The sequence below is a fragment of the Mycobacterium lehmannii genome (assembly GCF_002245535.1).
Taxonomy (GTDB): domain Bacteria; phylum Actinomycetota; class Actinomycetes; order Mycobacteriales; family Mycobacteriaceae; genus Mycobacterium; species Mycobacterium lehmannii.
Window position 1 is genome coordinate 122,485 of record NZ_NKCN01000014.1, and the last position, 16,706, is coordinate 139,190.

The following is a 16,706-nucleotide window of genomic DNA, read 5'->3' on the forward strand; positions in this document are numbered from 1 at the left end:
GTTACAGCCCGAGGTCGCGCAGGAACTCGGGCTTGTACGCCTCGAGGATCACGTAGCCCGGATCCGGGGGCGGTACCTCCGGCGCATCGTCGGGCACCTCCTGCCCGCTGACCGGGTCCACCCACTCCTGGCTCGCGGAGTCCCACCGGCTCAGGGTGTACTGCGCGTCCACGCCGTCGTCGGACACCAATGCGCGCACCGTGCGCTCGGCCTCCTGCGCGTCGGCCAAGGTCGTGGTGTACAGCTGGATGCGATCGCCGTCGCGGGTGACGGTGACCCGCGATCCGAGCCGCTCGCGCGCATTGTCGTCTAGATCCAGGGTTCGCAACTTGTCCCAGAACGAGAGCCGGTGCTCGGCGCCGAGCTCCACCTCGACCTTGAATTCGTCGTCCGGCATGAACTTCCTTCCTCGGCTATGCCATCGCGCGTCGGCCGGCCAGCGCGCGGCCGAGCGTCAGCTCATCGGCGAACTCCAGGTCACCGCCCATCGGCAGACCGGACGCGATCCGCGTCACCGTCAGCCCCGGGATGTCGCGCAGCATGCGCACGAGATACGTCGCCGTCGCCTCACCCTCGGTGTTGGGGTCGGTCGCGATGATCACCTCGGTGACGTCCACCCCGTCGACGCGCTCACCGATCCTGTTGAGCAGCTCGCGGATTCGCAGCTGTTCGGGCCCCACCCCGGAGAGCGGATCCAGGGCGCCGCCCAGCACGTGATAGCGCCCGCGGAACTCGCGGGTGCGCTCGACGGCCTGCACGTCTTTCGGCTCCTCGACCACGCAGACCAAGGATGCATCGCGCCGGGAATCGCTGCAGATGCGACAGCGGTCGTCGTCGGAGACGTTGCCGCACACCGCACAGAATTTCACCCCGTCGCGCACCTTGTTCAGCACGGCGGTCAACCGGTCGATGTCGGGCGGCTCCACCGACAGCAGGTGAAAGGCGATCCGCTGAGCGCTCTTCGGCCCGATGCCGGGCAGCTTGCCGAGCTCGTCGATCAGATCCTGGACGGGTCCTTCAAACATGGAGGAACAATTACATTCCCGGGATACCGAGGTTGCCCATCCCGCCCGCGAGCGGCCCGAGCCGGTCGTGGGCGAGGATGGTGACCTGCTTGGAGGCATCGGAGATGGCGCCGACCACGAGATCCTGCAGCGTCTCGATGTCTTCGGGATCCACGACCTTCGGATCGATCGACACGGCGATCACCTCGCCGCTGCCCCTCATCGTGACCTGCACCAGGCCGCCGCCGGCCTGACCGTGCACCTCGGCGTTGGCCAGCGCCTCCTGCGCCTCCATCAGCTGCTGCTGGACCTGCTGGGCCTGCGCGAGCAGCGCGGACATATCGGGTTGGCCTTGCGGTTGCATGAGTGGTCCCCTTGCGTCTTAGTTGCGGTCCGGTCTCGACTTGGTTTCTGTCCTCGGCTCGCGGCCGTTTGAGCTTTCAGCGTAGTCGTCGGTGCGGTTACGGTGACGGCCGTGCCTGCCCGCCTGCGTGTCGGCGCCACCGGAGCATTGCGCGGCTGCGCCGCGGTGGCGACCGGATTACTCGTCGCCGCATCGACGCTCGTCAGCCCCGCCTTCGAGGCCGAGGCCGCGCCCGCCAACATCGCGGGCAAGATCGTGTTCCTCGACCCTGGTCACAACGGCGCCAACGACGCCTCGATCAGCAAGCAGGTGCCGACCGGCCGCGGCGGCACCAAGGACTGCCAGGCCAGCGGCACGTCCACCGAGGACGGCTACGCCGAGCACACGTTCGCGTGGGAGACCACGCTGCGGGTCCGCCAGGCCCTGCACGCGCTGGGTGTGCGTACCGCCATGTCGCGCGGCGACGACACCGGGCTGGGTCCGTGCGTCGACGAACGCGCCGCGCTGGCGAACTCGATCAAGCCGAACGCGATCGTGAGCATCCATGCCGACGGCGGCCCGCCGACCGGACGCGGATTCCATGTCCTGTACTCGTCCCCGCCGCTCAACGATGCGCAGGCGGGGCCGTCTCCCCGGTTCGCGGGCATCATGCGCGACCAGTTGCAGGCGTCCGGCTTCGTGCCGTCGACCTACATCGGCTCCAATGGCCTCAACCCGCGATCGGACATCGCGGGCCTGAACCTCGCCCAGTACCCGTCGATCCTGGTCGAGCTGGGCAACATGAAGAACCCGGTCGACTCGGCGCTGATGAAGACGCCGGAGGGGCGGCAGAAGTACGCCGACGCCGTCGTGCGCGGCATCGCGGGCTTCCTGGGCTCCAGTTAGTCGCCTAACGGGTTGATCGCACGCACCACGTGCGTGGAATCAACCTCTTAAGGTCATCCCTCGAGCTGCTTCTTCAGGTTCTCCAACACCTCGGACTGGATCTTGCGCAGCCCCAGCGGCGCGAACGTCTTCTCGAAGAAGCCGCCGATCCCGCCCGCGCCCTGCCATGACGTCTTGACGGTCACCGAGGATCCGGAACCCGCCGGCGCGACGGTCCAGTTGGTGATCATCGAGGAGTTGGCGTCCTTCTCGATGACCGTGTGGCCGGCCACGTCGACCTCGGCCTTGACGTCGCGCACCCGCGATTTGGTCGCCTGCAGCTTCCAGCTGGCCACCGTGCCCGCGCCCTGTCCGCCCTCGAGCACCTTGTAGTCGCTGTACTGCGGCGACAGGATCCTCGGACGCACGTTCGCGTAGTCCGCAACCGCCGAGAGCACCGCCTCCGGCGCCGCGTCGATCAAGACGGTGCTCGATGCGCTGACCTGTCCCATCGGGTGCACGCTCCTTGGTAGAAGTTCCATGCGGTCGCATCGCCTGCGACCGCGGACTAGCGTATATCCGTGTCTGTTGCCCGAACCGACGCACGGGCTGTTCATGCCGCGGGCGTGCAGCGGCTGCTGAACAGCTACCGTGCAATTCCGCCCGATGCCACCGTTCGCCTGGCCAAACCCACGTCGAACCTGTTCCGTGCGCGGGCCAAGACCACCGCGAAGGGTCTGGACGTCTCGGGGTTGACCGGTGTCATCGCTGTGGACCCCGACGCGCGCACCGCCGATGTGGCCGGTATGTGCACGTACGAAGATCTTGTCGCCGCGACGCTGCCATACGGCTTGTCGCCGTTGGTCGTACCGCAGCTGAAGACGATCACGCTCGGCGGAGCGGTCACCGGGCTCGGTATCGAGTCCACGTCGTTCCGCAACGGCCTGCCACACGAGTCGGTGTTGGAGATGGACATCCTCACCGGCACCGGCGATGTCGTCACCGCGTCGCCGAACCAGAACACCGACCTGTACCGGGCGTTTCCCAATTCCTATGGCACATTGGGCTATTCGGTTCGGTTGAAGATCGAGCTGGAAGCCGTTCAGCCGTTCGTCACGCTGCGCCACCTGCGGTTCAACACCATCGAGGACCTGGTCGCCACGATGGAACGCATCGTCGAGACCTGCGGCTATGACGGCACTCCCGTCGACTATCTCGACGGGGTGGTGTTCTCCGCCGACGAGGCCTACCTGACACTCGGATTCAAGACCACCACACCCGGGCCCGTCAGCGACTACACCGGTCAGCAGATCTACTACCGCTCGATACAGCACGACGGCGCCGAGAAGCACGACCGGTTGACGGTCCACGACTACCTGTGGCGCTGGGATACCGACTGGTTCTGGTGCTCACGGGCGTTCGGCGTCCAGGATCCGCGGATCCGTCGGTGGTGGCCGCGACGGTATCGACGCAGCAGCTTCTACTGGAAGCTGATCGCGCTCGACCAGCGGTTCGACATCGCCGACCGGATCGAGCAGCGCAACGGGCGACCGCCGCGCGAACGCGTCGTACAAGATGTCGAGGTGCCGATCGGACGGGTCGCGGAGTTCCTGCACTGGTTCCTCGACAACGTGCCGATCGAGCCGATCTGGCTGTGCCCGTTACGACTTCGCGACGACGCCGGGCCAGACGGCGCGTGGCCGCTGTATCCGCTTCGGCCGAACCACACCTACGTCAACGTCGGGTTCTGGTCGTCGGTGCCGGTCGGCCCCAGTGAAGGCCATACCAACAGGTTGATCGAAAACAAGGTCGGCGAACTCGATGGTCACAAATCGTTGTACTCGGATTCGTATTACAGCCGCGAAGAGTTCGACGATCTGTACGGCGGCGAAACGTACAAGATCGTGAAAAAGGCATACGATCCAGATTCACGGCTTCTCGATCTTTATGCGAAGGCGGTGCAAAGACGATGACGACCTTCAAGGAACACACGACACAGCCGCATGCGGGCAAGCTCACGCTCGCCGAGATCCTGGAGATCTTCGCGGGCGGAAATCTGCCCCTGCGCTTCAGCGCCTACGACGGGAGTACGGCCGGACCCGAGGACGCCCCGATCGGCCTGGAGCTGCTCACACCGCGAGGTACGACGTATCTGGCCACGGCGCCTGGGGATCTAGGGTTGGCGCGCGCCTACGTGTCGGGCGATCTGGCGATGCGCGGTGTGCATCCCGGCGATCCTTACGAGTTGCTCAAATCGCTCGCCGACAAGATGGACTTCAAACGTCCGCCGGCGCGGGTGCTCGCCCAGATCGTGCGCAGCATCGGCGTCGAGCATCTCAAGCCGATCGCGCCGCCGCCGCAGGAGGCGCTGCCGCGCTGGCGTCGGATCGCAGAAGGTCTGCGCCACAGCAAGACTCGTGATGCCGAGGCGATCCATCACCACTACGACGTCTCCAACACGTTCTACGAGTGGGTGCTCGGCCCGTCGATGACCTACACGTGCGCGTGCTATCCGCACCGCGGGTCGACGCTGGAGGAGGCGCAGGAGAACAAGTACCGGCTGGTGTTCGAGAAACTGCGCCTGCGGCCGGGCGATCGCCTGCTCGACGTGGGCTGCGGGTGGGGCGGCATGGTGCGCTACGCCGCGCGGCACGGCGTCAAGGCGCTCGGGGTCACGCTGTCGAAGGAGCAGGCGTCCTGGGCTCGAGAGGCGATCGCTCGCGACGGGCTCGAGGATCTGGCCGAGGTGCGCCACGGTGACTACCGCGATGTTCGTGAGTCCGATTTCGATGCGGTGTCCTCGATCGGGTTGACCGAGCACATCGGCGTGCACAACTATCCCGCTTACTTCGAGTTCCTCCAGTCGAAGATGCGTCACGGCGCGCTGCTGCTCAACCACTGCATCACCCGACCGGACAACCGAACCGGCTCCACCGCAGGCGGCTTCATCGACCGCTACGTCTTTCCCGACGGCGAGCTCACCGGTTCCGGACGCATCATCACCGAAGCGCAGGACGTCGGCATGGAGGTGGTCCACGAGGAGAACCTGCGTCACCACTACGCGCTGACGCTGCGCGACTGGTGCCGCAATCTGGTGGAGCACTGGGACGAGGCCGTGGCCGAGGTCGGGCTGGCGACGGCCAAGGTGTGGGGTCTGTACATGGCCGGCTCGCGTCTGGGCTTCGAAACGAATGTCGTTCAGCTGCACCAGGTCCTGGCGGTCAAGCTGGATCGCGACGGCTACGACGGCGGGCTGCCGCTGCGGCCGTGGTGGACGCCCTAGCTTCAGCCGTCGATACGCCGCGCGCCCAACTCGTTCTGCAGTAGCTCGAGCGCGGCTTCCTCCGGGTCGCGGCGCGGCGTGTCCGAGGTGTCGCTGCCGGCCTCGGCCAGCATGGCTTCCTCGTCGTCGTCGCTGCGGGGCGGCGGGCCGCCCGGGACCGGTTCCGTCGGCGGTGGCGCGGCGGCCGAACCCGCCTCGCAGCGGATCTTCCAGTTCACCCCGAGGGCGTCCTTCAGTGCTTCGCGGATGACGTCGGCGTTGCGCTGTTCGGTCAACCGCTTGGCCAGCGGCGCCGAGTCGTGGCTGAGCACCAGCGTGTCGCCATCGACCGCGCGGACGATCGCACCCGACAGCATCACCTCGGTGGTGCGGCTGCGCTCGCGCACCTTGTCCCGCACCGTCGACCACATGCTGCGCACGGCGGCGGCGTTCGGCTCACCGGTCACCGCGGCAGGCGGCGGCGCCTCCACCACCGGATCGGACGGCGGCCGCACCGGCGGCGGCGACGGCGGTTTGCTCTCGGCAGCCGGCGCTGTCGGCGGAGGTTCAGGTTTGGGTTCTGGCTTGGGTTCGGGTTTGGGTTCGGGCCGCGGCTCGCTGCGCGGCGGCGGCGAATCGGCGGACTGCGCATCGGCCTTACTCCTGCGGGCGTACTGCCGCGGCGGGCCACCGGCCGGAGCCGACTGGCCCTCCCCGGCCGGTATCGACATGTCCAACCGGGTCTCGATGCGCTCGATCCGTTGCAGCAGCGCCGATTCCGTGTCACTGGCCGATGGGAGCAGCAGCCGCGCGCACACCACCTCCAACAGCAGCCGGGGCGCGGTGGCGCCGCGCATCTCACCGAGTCCGGCGTGCACCACTTCGGCGTAGCGGGTCAGCGTCGCGGTGCCGATGCGGGTGGCCTGCTCGCGCATCCGGTCGAGCACGTCCTCCGGTCCGTCGACGACTCCACGCGCCGCGGCGTCGGGTACCGACTGCAGGATGATCAGGTCGCGGAACCGCTCCAACAGGTCGGTCGCGAACCTGCGCGGGTCGTGACCGGCGTCGATCACCGCCTCGACGACTCCGAAAAGTGCCGCGCCGTCGCCGGCGGCCAGCGCGTCGATCGCGTCGTCGATGAGCGCGACGTCCGTCGCACCCAGCAGTGCCAGCGCGCGCGTGTAGTTGACGTGATTGCCCTCGGCACCGGCGAGCAACTGGTCGAGCACCGACAGGGTGTCGCGGGGTGACCCGCCGCCGGCGCGGATCACCAGCGGGTACACCGCGTCGTCGACGGTGACGTTCTCCTGCTCGCAGATGCCTTCCAGCAGCGTGCGCATGGTGCGCGGGGCCAGCAGCCGGAACGGGTAATGGTGTGTGCGCGAGCGGATGGTCGGCAGCACCTTCTCCGGCTCGGTGGTCGCGAACACGAAGATCAGATGTTCGGGCGGTTCCTCGACGATCTTCAGCAGCGCGTTGAAGCCCGCCGTGGTGACCATGTGCGCTTCGTCGACGATGAAGATCCGGTACCGCGACTGCGCGGGGGCGTAGAACGCGCGGTCACGCAACTCACGGGTGTCGTCCACGCCGCCGTGGCTGGCGGCGTCGAGTTCGACGACGTCGACGCTGCCGGGCCCGTTCGGTGCGAGGGCCACGCACGAATCGCACACTCCGCACGGGGTGGCCGTCGGGCCCTGTTCACAGTTCAGCGACCGCGCCAGGATGCGCGCCGAGGAGGTCTTGCCGCACCCGCGCGGACCGGAGAACAGGTACGCGTGGTTGATCCGGCCCGACGTCAGTGCTGTCGACAGCGGCTCGGTGACATGTTCCTGGCCGACGACTTCGGCGAAGGTCGCGGGCCGGTACTTGCGGTAGAGCGCCACGATCAGCAGGCTACCGGCGTGGTGTGACGGTTCGACGGGCCACCACTGTGTCGCTGAATTGTGCATCTGACGACGGTGTGGACGCTCTCAGCGTCGTCAGGTTCACAAACGGTGGCGACCCTGGGGATGACTCGCGACCGCAGCCGTGATCCGTCGGTCCCCGCATGCACCGTACGAGCATGACCGAGCTGCCACCTATGTGGCCAGGGTCGAAAGCGCGTTGCGCTCGCGTGGGTGTCGGTTGTGAATCTGACGACGCTTTTTGGCGAATTTCGTCGCCGGATGCACAAACGGGCCCCGGAGACCGACCCTCAGTCCTTCAGCAACGACTCGGTCGCCGAGAGCAGCGCGCAGGTGGCCAGCCCGTCGATCGCGGCCCGCAGCTCGGGCTCCGGCGGCATCGTCGGCGCGATGCGGATGTTCTTGTCTTCCGGGTCTTTTCGATACGGGAACGTGGCGCCCGCCTCCGTCACCGCGATGCCCGCATCCTTGGCGAGCGCCACGGTGCGCTTGGCCGTGCCCGGCAGGACGTCGAGGCTGATGAAGTACCCGCCCTTGGGTTCGGTCCACGACGCGATCTTCGAATCGCCGAAGCGCTCGGACAGGATCTCCAACACCGCGGCGAACTTCGGGGCCAGCAGCTCCCGGTGACGCTGCATCTGCAAGCGCACCCCGTCGGCGTCGCGGAAGAATCGCAGATGGCGCAGCTGGTTGACCTTGTCCGGCCCGATCGACTTCTTGCCTGCGTGCTGCAGGTACCAGGTGATGTTGCCAAGCGAGGCGCCCAGGAGGCTGACCCCGGCGCCCGCGAAGGTGATCTTCGACGTCGACGCGAACACCAGCGGGCGGTTCCCGTTGCCTGCGGCCTCAGCCAGCCCGAGCACGTCGACGTTGCGGACGAAGTCGTGGGTCAAGGTGTGCACCGCGTAGGCGTTGTCCCACATCAAGCGGAAATCGTTTGCTGCCGTACGCATCTGGACCAGCCGACGCACTGTCTCCCAGGAGAAGGTGACCCCGGTGGGGTTCGAGTACACCGGCACGCACCACATTCCCTTGATGGCGGGATCGGCTGCGACGAGTTCCTCGATGAGGTCGACGTCGGGCCCGTCCTCGAGCATCGGCACGGTGATCATCTCGATGCCAAGGCTTTCCGTGATCGCGAAGTGCCGGTCGTAGCCGGGCGCCGGGCACAGAAACTTGAGGACGGGTTCCTGGGCCCACGGCCGCGCCGAGTCCGGGCCGCCGTGCAGCATCGAGAACACGACGACGTCGTGCATCAACTCGAGGCTGGCGTTGTTACCGGCGATCAGGTTCTGCACCGGGATGCCGAGCAGCTCGCCGAAGATCGCGCGCAGTTCGGGCAGCCCGTGCACACCCCCGTAGTTGCGCACGTCGGTGCCGTCGCCGTCGCGGAAGTCGTCGGAACCAGGCAGCTCGAGCAGCTTGTTGGACAGGTCCAGCTGCGCCGCGGAAGGCTTACCCCGGGTCAGGTCGAGTTTGAGCCCCTTGGCCTGCAGTTCGGCGTAGTTGCGCTTCTGCTGCTCGTGTTCTGCGGCGAGTTCGTCTCGGCCGAGCGACAGAAATGACACCGAACGCCTTTCGACTGAAGTGCGGGAAAGAAGGGGACCCCGCGCACCCGCCAGAGCCCATTGACCCTTGCTGCCTTCCGGCCCTGGGGGAGTTCACAGGATGGACGCCGCGCGGGGTCCACGGCGAGTCTAATACCCGAGCCGGTCGCATCCGGATCGGCTCTGGTCTGAGGTCGGCTACCATGGCCCGCGGAGGATTCGCCTAGTGGCCTATGGCGCTCGCCTGGAACGCGGGTTGGGTTAATAGCCCTCGCGGGTTCAAATCCCGCATCCTCCGCACTCGGCCCGGGGTGCGGCGTGTCGGCGGTTTCGACGGTCAGGCCCGGTCGCACCCCGGGGCCAAACAATCGTCTAGGAGGAGAATGAGCCGCACTGTCGCGGTGACCTGGCACGCGTTGTTCAGCGTCGTAGCCGGTGTTCTGTACTTCTTCTTCGTCCTGCCGCGCTGGTATGAGCTCTCCGGTGAGATTCCGCAGACTCTCGGCACCGTGATGCGCATCGTGTGCGGCGCATTGATCGGGCTCGCCGCGCTGCCGGTGGTGTTCACCCTGCTGCGGACTCGACGGCCGGAATTCGGCACACCCCAGATGGCGCTGAGACTGCGGACCGTGTCGATCGTGCTGCATGTGCTGGCCGGTGTGCTGATCATCGGCGCGGCCGTCAGCGAGATCTGGCTGTCGCTCGACGCCGCGGGTCGCTGGCTGTTCGGCATCTACGGCGCCGCCGCGGCAATCGGGCTGCTCGGCGTTTTCGCGTTCTACCTCGCCTCGGTCGCCGAGATGCCGCCCCCGCCGCCGAAACCGCTGAAGGTCAAGGAGCCCAAGCAGCGCCGCTCTCGCCGCAAGGGCGCGAAAGCCCAGCAAGAGACCGAGGACGCGACCGAGGACCAGGCCGAAGACCGGCCGGAAGACAACGCCGAGGTGGCTGACGAGTCCCCCGAGAAGGACGACGCTGAGGACGCCGAGGCCACCGAAGACACCGAAGTCGAGGCGAACGCCGACGAATCCGAGTCCGCTGCCGAGGAATCTGCGGCCGAATCCGACGACGGCAAACTGCGCAATCGCAGACCCGAACCCGCACGTCGCCGCCGTCGGCGCTTGCGCGGGGGCGTCGCGCTAGACGATTAGTCGTCTCGGCATCGGGCAATATGGGCCTATGGGCAAAATCCCCCTCCGGCGTCCATTCACGACGCTGCTGATCGCATTGGCCATGGCGCTGGCCGTGGTGGCGCCGGTGTTTCCGGCTGCGGCCGCCCCCGGTGACCCCGTCGCGGCTGCTGCTCAGGTCGAACCGTCCGTGGTCCGGATCGACACCGAGATCGACTATCAGGGCGCATACGGAAACGGCGCCGGATTCGTGATCGATCCCAACGGCCTGGTCCTGACCAACTTCCACGTCGTGTCCGGCGCGGACCGGATCACCGCGAGCGTCGGAGGCCGGTCCTACCCGGCTGAGCTACTCGGCTACAACCGCAAGCGTGACATCGCGGTGTTGCAGCTGATCGGCGGGATGGGCCTGCCGGCCGCCCCGATCGGTGATTCCGCGCTCCTGGCGGCCGGTGAGCCCGTCGTCGCGCTCGGCAACGCCAACGGGACGAACGGACCGCTGACCCGCGAGGTCGGCACGATCACCGCATTCGGCCGGACCGTGAACGCCGAGGACTCGCTCACGGGCAGCAAGGACGAACTCGCGGGTCTCTTCGAGTTCGCCGCACCGGTCGTCGCGGGCGACTCGGGCGGTCCGGTGGTCAACGGCGCAGGTCAGGTCGTCGGCATCACCACCGCGGCTTCGGTGAACTTCCGGTTCGGTCCGGGCGGCGAGGGCTTCGCGATCCCGATCAACGACGCGTTGCCGATCGCCAACCAGATCCGGTCCCGCACGCCGTCCGCCGACGTGCACATCGGCCCGCCGGTACTGCTTGGGGTCGGGGTGCGCTCGGCGCAACGCGGCCCGGGCGTGCAGATCGCCGATGTGCTGCGCGGCGGGCCTGCCGACCGGGCCGGACTCGCCCCCGGCGACGTGCTCGTCGTGCTCGACGGTGTCCCGTTGGATTCGGCGACGACGCTGACCTACGTGCTGGATCGCCACTATCCCGGCGACGTGGTCGACATGACGTGGGTCGATCGCGGCGGACTGGAACGGACCGCCAAGGCCACCCTGACGCCCCTCTAACCGAGGAGTCGTTCCAGGCCGGCGATGAGCACCTCGAGCTCGAAGTCGAACTGGTGCTCGGCGTCGTGGCGCTGGGATTCGGCCGAGGCGAGCACTGCGCGCAGCGCCGGATAGGTGTCTTCCGGCTCCCACTCCAGGGCCGCCGACGTCTCGGCACGGTGCCGGTGCATCCCCGAGGGCGTCTGCGCCGCGCTGCTGTGGGCCGCCGACTGCGCGATGTTCGACGCCGCGGTCAACCCGTACCGGGCGGTGTCGGGTGCAAAACCGGCGGTGAGCAAGGCATCGAGCACCCGGTCGGCGAGCGCCAAGGCCGCGGCCGCGCCGATACCCCGTAGCCGGGTGAAGTCCGTGGCCGCGCCGACCTGCGTGAGCCCGTTGCGAAACGCGACGGTGTAGGCGCGCAGGACCGCCCGCCAGTCGTCGCCGTCGGGCAACTCGACGCTGGTGAGTTCGCGCTCGAACAAGTCCGCGATCACCAGCGTCAATAGACCTTCGCGGTCGCCGACGTAGTAGTGCAGGGCCTTGCGGCTGACCCCGAGCGCATCGGCGACCGCCTGCATCGTCAGGTCCGCGCTCGCCACCTCCCTGGCCGCCGCGACGATCTGGTCGCGGCTGATCCGGGGCGGGCGACCCCTCGTTCGGCCGCTCATCATCGTCAGACTAGGGCCTCGCGAGGCAATTTTTCGCCGCGCGGTAAAAACAGCCTCGCGAAGCGCCGGACTTTCCTATGCTGTGCGGGTGCCAAACACTCCCTATCGCGTCGTGCAGTGGACCACCGGCAATGTCGGCAAGAGCTCGGTCCAGGCGATCGCCACGAACCCGAACTACGAACTCGTCGGTCTCTACGCGTGGTCGCAGGACAAGGCCGGCCAGGATGCCGGAGAACTCGCCGGCATCGCGCCCCTCGGCGTGAAGGCCACCAACGACGTCGACGCCCTGCTCGCCTTGAAGCCCGACGTCGTGGTCTACAACCCGATGTGGATCGACGTCGACGAACTGGTCCGCATCCTCGAAGCCGGCGTCAACGTCGTGTCGTCGGCATCCTTCATCACCGGACATAACCTCGGTGCCGATCGCGACAGGCTCGAAGAGGCGTGCAAGCGCGGCGGTTCGACACTCTTCGGGTCCGGGATCAGCCCCGGCTTCGCGGAACTGCTCGCCATCGTGGCCACAACGGGCTGCGACCGGGTCGACAAGATCACCATCGCCGAGTCCGCCGACACCACGCTCTACGACTCCCCCGACACCGAGCGGCCCGTCGGGTTCGGCACCGCGATCGACGATCCGAACCTGCAGCCGATGGCCTCGAAAGGCACCGCGGTGTTCGCCGAGGCGGTCCGCCTGGTCGCCGACTCGATCGGTGTGGAGCTCGACGAGATCAAGTGCGTCCCCGAATATGCCCAGACCACCGAGGATCTCGTGATGGCGTCATGGACCATCCCGGCCGGGCATGTGGCGGGCGTGTACGCCAGTTGGCAGGGGATCGTCGACGGCAAGACGGTGGTCGACATCAACGTCCGGTGGAAGAAGGGCACCACGCTCGACCCGGACTGGCAGATGGACGCCGAGGGGTGGAAGATCACGATCGACGGCCGGCCGACGGTCACCATGCAGGTCGGTTTCCTGCCCCCGCAGGACATGATCGAGAACGCCAAATCGATCGAGGACTTCTTCGTGCTCGGCCACATCATGACCGCCATGCCCCCGATCCATGCGATCCCGGCGGTGGTGGCGGCACCTCCCGGCATCGCCACCTACAACGATCTGCCGCTGCCGCAGGCGCGCGGCGTCGGGCCACGGCGGTAACGGCTCAGCCGTCCACCTGCAGGACGTTCGCCTTGAGTTGGGCCGACGGCGGACCTTCCAGGACGACGTCCTGCAGGATCTGCGCCTGGCCGTTCTCCACGGTGAACTCGCCCTTCTGCGGTGCGTTACCGCCGACCACCTCGTAGAAGACGGTGAACGGAGTCTTCGGAAGAGGATGCATGCCAATGTATTTCGGCTCGATCGAATACTTGTAGAAGCACCCGGGCGCTCCGGGCGCGCAGTGCTGGTCGGTGACGACGACGTTGATCGTGAACTCGAACGGCGTCGGGACCTTGGGCGGTGGAGCCTGTGTCGCACGCTGCGCTGAGGCAGCTTGTGTCTGCTTGGCCTCCTTGACCGACCCGAGGACCATCACCGCTGCCACGCCGACACCACTGCCCACGAGGGCGAACAGTGCCAGGCCCGCCAGCCATCTACGAACGGTCGTCGAAACGCGCATGCGAACAGCAGACCCGGTTCAGAGTCCGATCGGCGGTATTTCGGCGTGCCGAGCGAGTCGTGTCAGCCCCCCGGCGGCGGAGCCACCGTGGTGGTTGTCGGTGAGGGGGTCTCGGTCACGGTGACGGTGTTCGTCTCGGTCGGCGGCGTCGTGGTGGCCGGAGACTCGACCGGCGGCGTGGTCGTAACCGGTGCTTCCGTGGTGGTCGTCGCCGGCGGTGGAGGCGCAACCGCGGTCGTGGTGACGACGGTCGTCTGCGTCTCGACGGAGGTGGTACCCGCGGTTCCCGGGCTGAGAACACCGCACGCGATCCGCCGCTCGGCAGCGGCCGGGTCCTCCATGACTGCGCTCTCGTGCAGCACGATCGAGGACCCCTGCGGGGTCGTGAGCTGCTCCTCGGTGAACGCGTCACTCGTCGCGACCAGCTTGCCCGCGCCGTTGGACCGCACCAGCAGGGGCGGCAGATCGCCACTGGCGGGCATGCCCGTGTGGCCGGGCGCCTGGAAGTGCTCGCCCGCGGAGGCGAAGCCGTCGCCGGCCTCGCAGACGCCGATCTGATGGATGTGCATGCTGTGGAAGCCCGGCGACAGGATGCCGTCCTCGACGGTTTCGACGGTCACCGTGGCGTACCCGTCGGAGAAGTCGATGGTGGCATCGGCGACGTGTCTGCCGTCAACCGTGTTGATCTGAGTGGTCAACCCCTGGGCGCTGGCCGAGTCCGTCGTCGTGGTGGTCGTGGTGGTGGCTGCATCGTCGGACGCTTGATTGGAACAGCCGACCGCAACCGCGAGGACACCCAAAGCAACACTGACTTGTTTGATCATGAACACCCCGTACCCGTGTGACGCGCCACACAAACCGCGCAGTCAGCTATTGACCGGATTGCCGTCTTCGTCCCAGTTGGCTGCGACTTTTTTGCTCGGCTGTACGCGCGGCGGTTCCCCCGGCATCTTCGGATAGCTCGGCGGGTACGGCAGGTCGCCCAGCCCGCGCTTCTCGTCGGCCTCGACCATGTCCAGGAGCTTCTTGATCGACTGCGGCTTGCGATCGATGTCGGCCCACGGATCCGGCCGTCCCGCAACGAAATCAGGTACAGACGAGATCGTGTAGTCGTCGGGGTCGGCGGTGCGAAGCTCGTCCCAGGTCAACGGAGTGGACACGGTGGCGATGGGGGTCTTGCGCGCCGAGTACGGCGAAGCGAAGGTGCGGTCTCGCGCGTTCTGGTTGTAGTCGATGAAGATGCGCTTACCTCGCTCCTCCTTCCACCACGAGGTGGTCACGGCATCGGGCGCCCGGCGTTCGACCTCACGGGCCAGGGCGATGCCCGCACGACGCACGTCGATGAAATCCCAGTCGGTCTTGATCCGCAGGAAGACGTGCACGCCGCGTCCGCCCGAGGTCTTCGGGAAGCCGATCAGGCCGAGTTCGTCGAGCAGGGGTTTGAGCACGTCGACCGCGACGCTGCTCGCGTCGGCGAAACCCGTTCCCGGCTGCGGGTCCAGGTCGATGCGCAGTTCGTCGGGATGCTCGGTGTCCGGGCACCTCACCTGCCACGGGTGCAGGGTGATCGAGCCCATCTGGGCCGCCCATGCGATCGCCGACGCGTGGGTGACCTTCAGCGCGTCGGCGGTGCGACCGGATGGAAAAGTGACTGTGCAGGTTTCGAGGTAGTCGGGATGCTTCTGCGGTACCCGCTTCTGGTAGATCTCCTCACCGTCGATGCCGTCGGGAAACCGTTGCAGGTGCACCGGCCGGTCGCGCAGCAGCGCCACCATCGGTTCGGCGACCGACAGGTAGTAGTCGAAGAGTTTGCCCTTCGTGCCGTTGCGGCCCAGCTTCGGGAAGTACACCTTGTCGCGGTTGGTCAGCCGCACCTTCGTGCCGTCGACGTCGACTTCCTCTGCGGCTTTGGGCATCTCAGGACTCCAGCACGTCGTACAGATCGTAGGTGAGCGGAACGTCGAGCTGGTCGAAGGTGCAGCTCTTCGGGTCGCGGTCGGGCCTCCAGCGCCGGAACTTCACCGCGTGCCGGAAGCGTTGGGCGGCACCGCCGTTTCCCTCCATCTGGTCATAGGCGACCTCGCAGACCTTCTCCGGCCGGATGGGGACCCAGCGCTTGTCGGCGGCCGAGTTCCAGCGGCTGGGGTCGCCTTCGCGCATCTCGTCGCCCTCACGAAGTGGCTCCAGCTCGGCCAACAGCTTGATTCGGTCCTTGGCCGTGAAAGCCGCTGCGCCACCGACCATCTGCAGTTCTCCGTCGTCGCGGTACAGGCCGAGCAGGATGGAGCCGATACCCTCGCCGCTCTTGTGGATGCGATAACCCATCGCCACACAATCGGCGTCACGAGCGTGTTTGACCTTCACCATCTCCCGCTTGCCCGGTAGATACGGGCCGTCGAGTCGTTTGGCGATCACACCGTCGAGGCCGGCGCCCTCGAAATCCTCGAGCCACTGCGCTCCGAGTTCGGGATCTTCGGTGGTGCGGGTGACGTGACACCACTGCTTCTCGTTCACCGCGACCAGGAGTGCTTCGCGGCGAACCCGGAAGGGTTGCTGCATCAGCGAGTCATCACCGGCGGCCAGCGCGTCGAAGCCGATGAAGTGGGCGGGCGTCTGCTCCGACAGCATCTTGATGCGGCTGGCGGCGGGGTGGATGCGCTGGCTCAGCGACTCCCAGTCGAGGCGGGTACGGCCACCGAACTCGCGGGGGACGACGATTTCGCCGTCCAGCACACACCGCGGTGCCAGCTCGTCACGGACGGCCTCGACGACGTCGGGGAAATACCGGCCGAGGTCCTTACCGCTACGGGAGAGCAAGACGACCTTGTCACCGTCGCGGAAGACCAGGGCACGGAAACCGTCCCACTTCGGCTCGTACGACCACACCCCGGCTTCGGGCGGGACCTTCGCCTGGGCCTTGGCAAGCATCGGCTCCAACGGCGGCAGCACGGGGAGGTCCACCTGACCCATTATTGCGTCCACATCAGACCGATGAGACGTCATCGCCGGGTCAGCCGTTGCTACTGACGCCGTCTCCCACGGCATCGCCACCGTCCACCTCGTCCTCGCTGTCGGGACAGTCTGCGCTGTCGTCGTCGCTGTCCTCGCTGTCGGGGCAGTCTGCGCTGTGGTCGTCGCTGTCGGGACACTCTCCGCTGTCTTCGGGGGCTCCCTCGTCGTCCTCGTCGTCTCCGTCGTCGGGGATGAGGTAGCGGTTGGGGTGGTGGTAGTTGTTGATGCGGGCTTGGCCGGTGTCGAGTTGGGGTGGAGGACGCCATGCGGTGCGCCCGTCTTTGCGTCTG

Annotated in this window: 17 protein-coding genes, 1 tRNA gene, 1 other RNA gene and 1 pseudogene; 7 read left to right on the plus strand and 13 right to left on the minus strand. The window is 67.2% G+C overall.

The genetic code is table 11. The features are described from left to right. Nucleotide 1: 1 nt before the first annotated feature. Genes CEX87_RS16895 through CEX87_RS16905 form a run of 3 tightly spaced genes read right to left on the minus strand, consistent with a single transcriptional unit; the run spans nt 2 to nt 1,368 of the window. The gene (locus CEX87_RS16895; RefSeq protein WP_064397860.1) at nt 2-397 is read right to left on the minus strand and encodes a hypothetical protein; all 396 of its coding nucleotides are present in this window, start codon (nt 395-397) and stop codon (nt 2-4) included. 16 nt (nt 398-413) lie between these two features. After that, nucleotides 414-1,025: a recombination mediator RecR gene (gene recR / locus CEX87_RS16900; protein WP_064397861.1), complete on the minus strand. Its 612-nt coding sequence runs from the start codon at nt 1,023-1,025 to the stop codon at nt 414-416. A gap of 10 nt (nt 1,026-1,035) precedes the next feature. Continuing rightward, entirely contained in the window at nt 1,036-1,368 is a 333-nt protein-coding gene (locus tag CEX87_RS16905; protein WP_064419215.1) for a YbaB/EbfC family nucleoid-associated protein, read from the minus strand. Between the two features lie 111 nt (nt 1,369-1,479). On the opposite strand from CEX87_RS16905, the gene CEX87_RS16910 reads away from it, so the two are divergent. Next, a complete protein-coding gene (locus tag CEX87_RS16910) occupies nt 1,480-2,253 on the plus strand; it encodes an Rv3717 family N-acetylmuramoyl-L-alanine amidase (RefSeq protein ID WP_064397888.1) in 774 nt (257 codons plus the stop codon). Nucleotides 2,254-2,306: 53 nt separating this feature from the next. Here the strand turns inward: CEX87_RS16910 and CEX87_RS16915 are convergent, their stop codons facing one another. After that, complete coding sequence (locus CEX87_RS16915) at nt 2,307-2,744, minus strand: SRPBCC family protein (protein WP_064397865.1); 438 nt, start codon at nt 2,742-2,744, stop codon at nt 2,307-2,309. A 69-nt stretch (nt 2,745-2,813) separates the two neighbouring features. Here CEX87_RS16915 and CEX87_RS16920 point away from each other — a divergent pair, with 69 nt between their 5' ends. Together CEX87_RS16920 and CEX87_RS16925 are read left to right on the plus strand one after the other, a co-directional pair. After that, complete coding sequence (locus CEX87_RS16920; RefSeq protein WP_094288162.1) at nt 2,814-4,205, plus strand: FAD-binding oxidoreductase; 1,392 nt, start codon at nt 2,814-2,816, stop codon at nt 4,203-4,205. Next, nucleotides 4,202-5,515 carry a class I SAM-dependent methyltransferase gene (locus tag CEX87_RS16925; protein ID WP_094288164.1) on the plus strand — a complete coding sequence of 438 codons (1,314 nt, stop codon included), beginning with the start codon at nt 4,202-4,204 and terminating at the stop codon, nt 5,513-5,515. The genes CEX87_RS16920 and CEX87_RS16925 overlap by 4 nt, the downstream gene beginning before the upstream one ends. 2 nt (nt 5,516-5,517) lie before the next feature. Here CEX87_RS16925 and CEX87_RS16930 read toward each other — a convergent pair whose 3' ends face one another. The 3 genes from CEX87_RS16930 to ffs all read right to left on the minus strand — a co-directional run bounded on the left by CEX87_RS16930 (nt 5,518) and on the right by ffs (nt 9,089). Next, the gene (locus CEX87_RS16930) at nt 5,518-7,377 is read right to left on the minus strand and encodes a DNA polymerase III subunits gamma/tau (RefSeq protein WP_094288196.1); all 1,860 of its coding nucleotides are present in this window, start codon (nt 7,375-7,377) and stop codon (nt 5,518-5,520) included. Between the two features lie 311 nt (nt 7,378-7,688). Continuing rightward, on the minus strand, nt 7,689-8,966 hold the full coding sequence (locus CEX87_RS16935) for an aspartate aminotransferase type Ic (protein WP_094288166.1): 1,278 nt from the start codon (nt 8,964-8,966) through the stop codon (nt 7,689-7,691). A 28-nt stretch (nt 8,967-8,994) separates the two neighbouring features. Next, nucleotides 8,995-9,089, minus strand: an RNA gene (gene ffs / locus CEX87_RS16940) — signal recognition particle sRNA small type. A 68-nt stretch (nt 9,090-9,157) separates the two neighbouring features. Between ffs and CEX87_RS16945 the strand changes: the two genes are divergently transcribed. The 3 genes from CEX87_RS16945 (at nt 9,158) to CEX87_RS16955 (ending at nt 11,138) form a co-directional block, all read left to right on the plus strand. After that, nucleotides 9,158-9,243: transfer RNA gene (locus CEX87_RS16945), tRNA-Ser, on the plus strand. 85 nt (nt 9,244-9,328) lie between these two features. Beyond that, a complete protein-coding gene (locus CEX87_RS16950; protein ID WP_094288168.1) occupies nt 9,329-10,093 on the plus strand; it encodes a hypothetical protein in 765 nt (254 codons plus the stop codon). 28 nt (nt 10,094-10,121) lie between these two features. Beyond that, the gene (locus CEX87_RS16955) at nt 10,122-11,138 is read left to right on the plus strand and encodes a S1C family serine protease (RefSeq protein WP_094288170.1); all 1,017 of its coding nucleotides are present in this window, start codon (nt 10,122-10,124) and stop codon (nt 11,136-11,138) included. Here the strand turns inward: CEX87_RS16955 and CEX87_RS16960 are convergent. Next, on the minus strand, nt 11,135-11,788 hold the full coding sequence (locus CEX87_RS16960; protein ID WP_064419381.1) for a TetR/AcrR family transcriptional regulator C-terminal domain-containing protein: 654 nt from the start codon (nt 11,786-11,788) through the stop codon (nt 11,135-11,137). The two genes, CEX87_RS16955 and CEX87_RS16960, sit on opposite strands and share 4 nt — an antisense overlap. Before the next feature lie 88 nt (nt 11,789-11,876). Between CEX87_RS16960 and CEX87_RS16965 the strand changes: the two genes are divergently transcribed. Continuing rightward, nucleotides 11,877-12,944, plus strand: a complete 1,068-nt coding sequence (locus tag CEX87_RS16965; protein WP_094288198.1) for an NAD(P)H-dependent amine dehydrogenase family protein — start codon at nt 11,877-11,879, stop codon at nt 12,942-12,944. A 4-nt stretch (nt 12,945-12,948) separates the two neighbouring features. Here the strand turns inward: CEX87_RS16965 and CEX87_RS16970 are convergent, their stop codons facing one another. The 5 genes and pseudogenes from CEX87_RS16970 to CEX87_RS27635 form a co-directional block, all read right to left on the minus strand. Next, on the minus strand, nt 12,949-13,404 hold the full coding sequence (locus CEX87_RS16970) for a hypothetical protein (protein ID WP_066810295.1): 456 nt from the start codon (nt 13,402-13,404) through the stop codon (nt 12,949-12,951). A gap of 62 nt (nt 13,405-13,466) precedes the next feature. Beyond that, on the minus strand, nt 13,467-14,228 hold the full coding sequence (locus CEX87_RS16975; protein WP_164674024.1) for a superoxide dismutase family protein: 762 nt from the start codon (nt 14,226-14,228) through the stop codon (nt 13,467-13,469). A gap of 42 nt (nt 14,229-14,270) precedes the next feature. Beyond that, entirely contained in the window at nt 14,271-15,320 is a 1,050-nt protein-coding gene (gene ligD / locus CEX87_RS16980) for a non-homologous end-joining DNA ligase (protein ID WP_064397875.1), read from the minus strand. Nucleotide 15,321: 1 nt separating this feature from the next. Beyond that, the gene (locus CEX87_RS16985; RefSeq protein ID WP_064397877.1) at nt 15,322-16,374 is read right to left on the minus strand and encodes an ATP-dependent DNA ligase; all 1,053 of its coding nucleotides are present in this window, start codon (nt 16,372-16,374) and stop codon (nt 15,322-15,324) included. A 40-nt stretch (nt 16,375-16,414) separates the two neighbouring features. Then, nucleotides 16,415-16,706: pseudogene (locus tag CEX87_RS27635) on the minus strand (hypothetical protein); the annotation flags it as partial.

What these genes read in the sequence shown, in the direction of transcription:
- CEX87_RS16960 (WP_064419381.1), bottom strand. Translation starts at nt 11,788, where the DNA reads ATGAGCGGCCGAACGAGGGGTCGCCCGCCCCGGATCAGCCGCGACCAG.
- CEX87_RS16985 (WP_064397877.1), bottom strand. Translation starts at nt 16,374, where the DNA reads ATGGGTCAGGTGGACCTCCCCGTGCTGCCGCCGTTGGAGCCGATGCTT.
- recR (WP_064397861.1), bottom strand. Translation starts at nt 1,025, where the DNA reads ATGTTTGAAGGACCCGTCCAGGATCTGATCGACGAGCTCGGCAAGCTG.
- CEX87_RS16925 (WP_094288164.1), top strand. Translation starts at nt 4,202, where the DNA reads ATGACGACCTTCAAGGAACACACGACACAGCCGCATGCGGGCAAGCTC.
- CEX87_RS16905 (WP_064419215.1), bottom strand. Translation starts at nt 1,368, where the DNA reads ATGCAACCGCAAGGCCAACCCGATATGTCCGCGCTGCTCGCGCAGGCC.
- CEX87_RS16955 (WP_094288170.1), top strand. Translation starts at nt 10,122, where the DNA reads ATGGGCAAAATCCCCCTCCGGCGTCCATTCACGACGCTGCTGATCGCA.
- CEX87_RS16895 (WP_064397860.1), bottom strand. Translation starts at nt 397, where the DNA reads ATGCCGGACGACGAATTCAAGGTCGAGGTGGAGCTCGGCGCCGAGCAC.
- CEX87_RS16950 (WP_094288168.1), top strand. Translation starts at nt 9,329, where the DNA reads ATGAGCCGCACTGTCGCGGTGACCTGGCACGCGTTGTTCAGCGTCGTA.
- CEX87_RS16915 (WP_064397865.1), bottom strand. Translation starts at nt 2,744, where the DNA reads ATGGGACAGGTCAGCGCATCGAGCACCGTCTTGATCGACGCGGCGCCG.
- ligD (WP_064397875.1), bottom strand. Translation starts at nt 15,320, where the DNA reads ATGCCCAAAGCCGCAGAGGAAGTCGACGTCGACGGCACGAAGGTGCGG.
- CEX87_RS16970 (WP_066810295.1), bottom strand. Translation starts at nt 13,404, where the DNA reads ATGCGCGTTTCGACGACCGTTCGTAGATGGCTGGCGGGCCTGGCACTG.
- CEX87_RS16975 (WP_164674024.1), bottom strand. Translation starts at nt 14,228, where the DNA reads ATGATCAAACAAGTCAGTGTTGCTTTGGGTGTCCTCGCGGTTGCGGTC.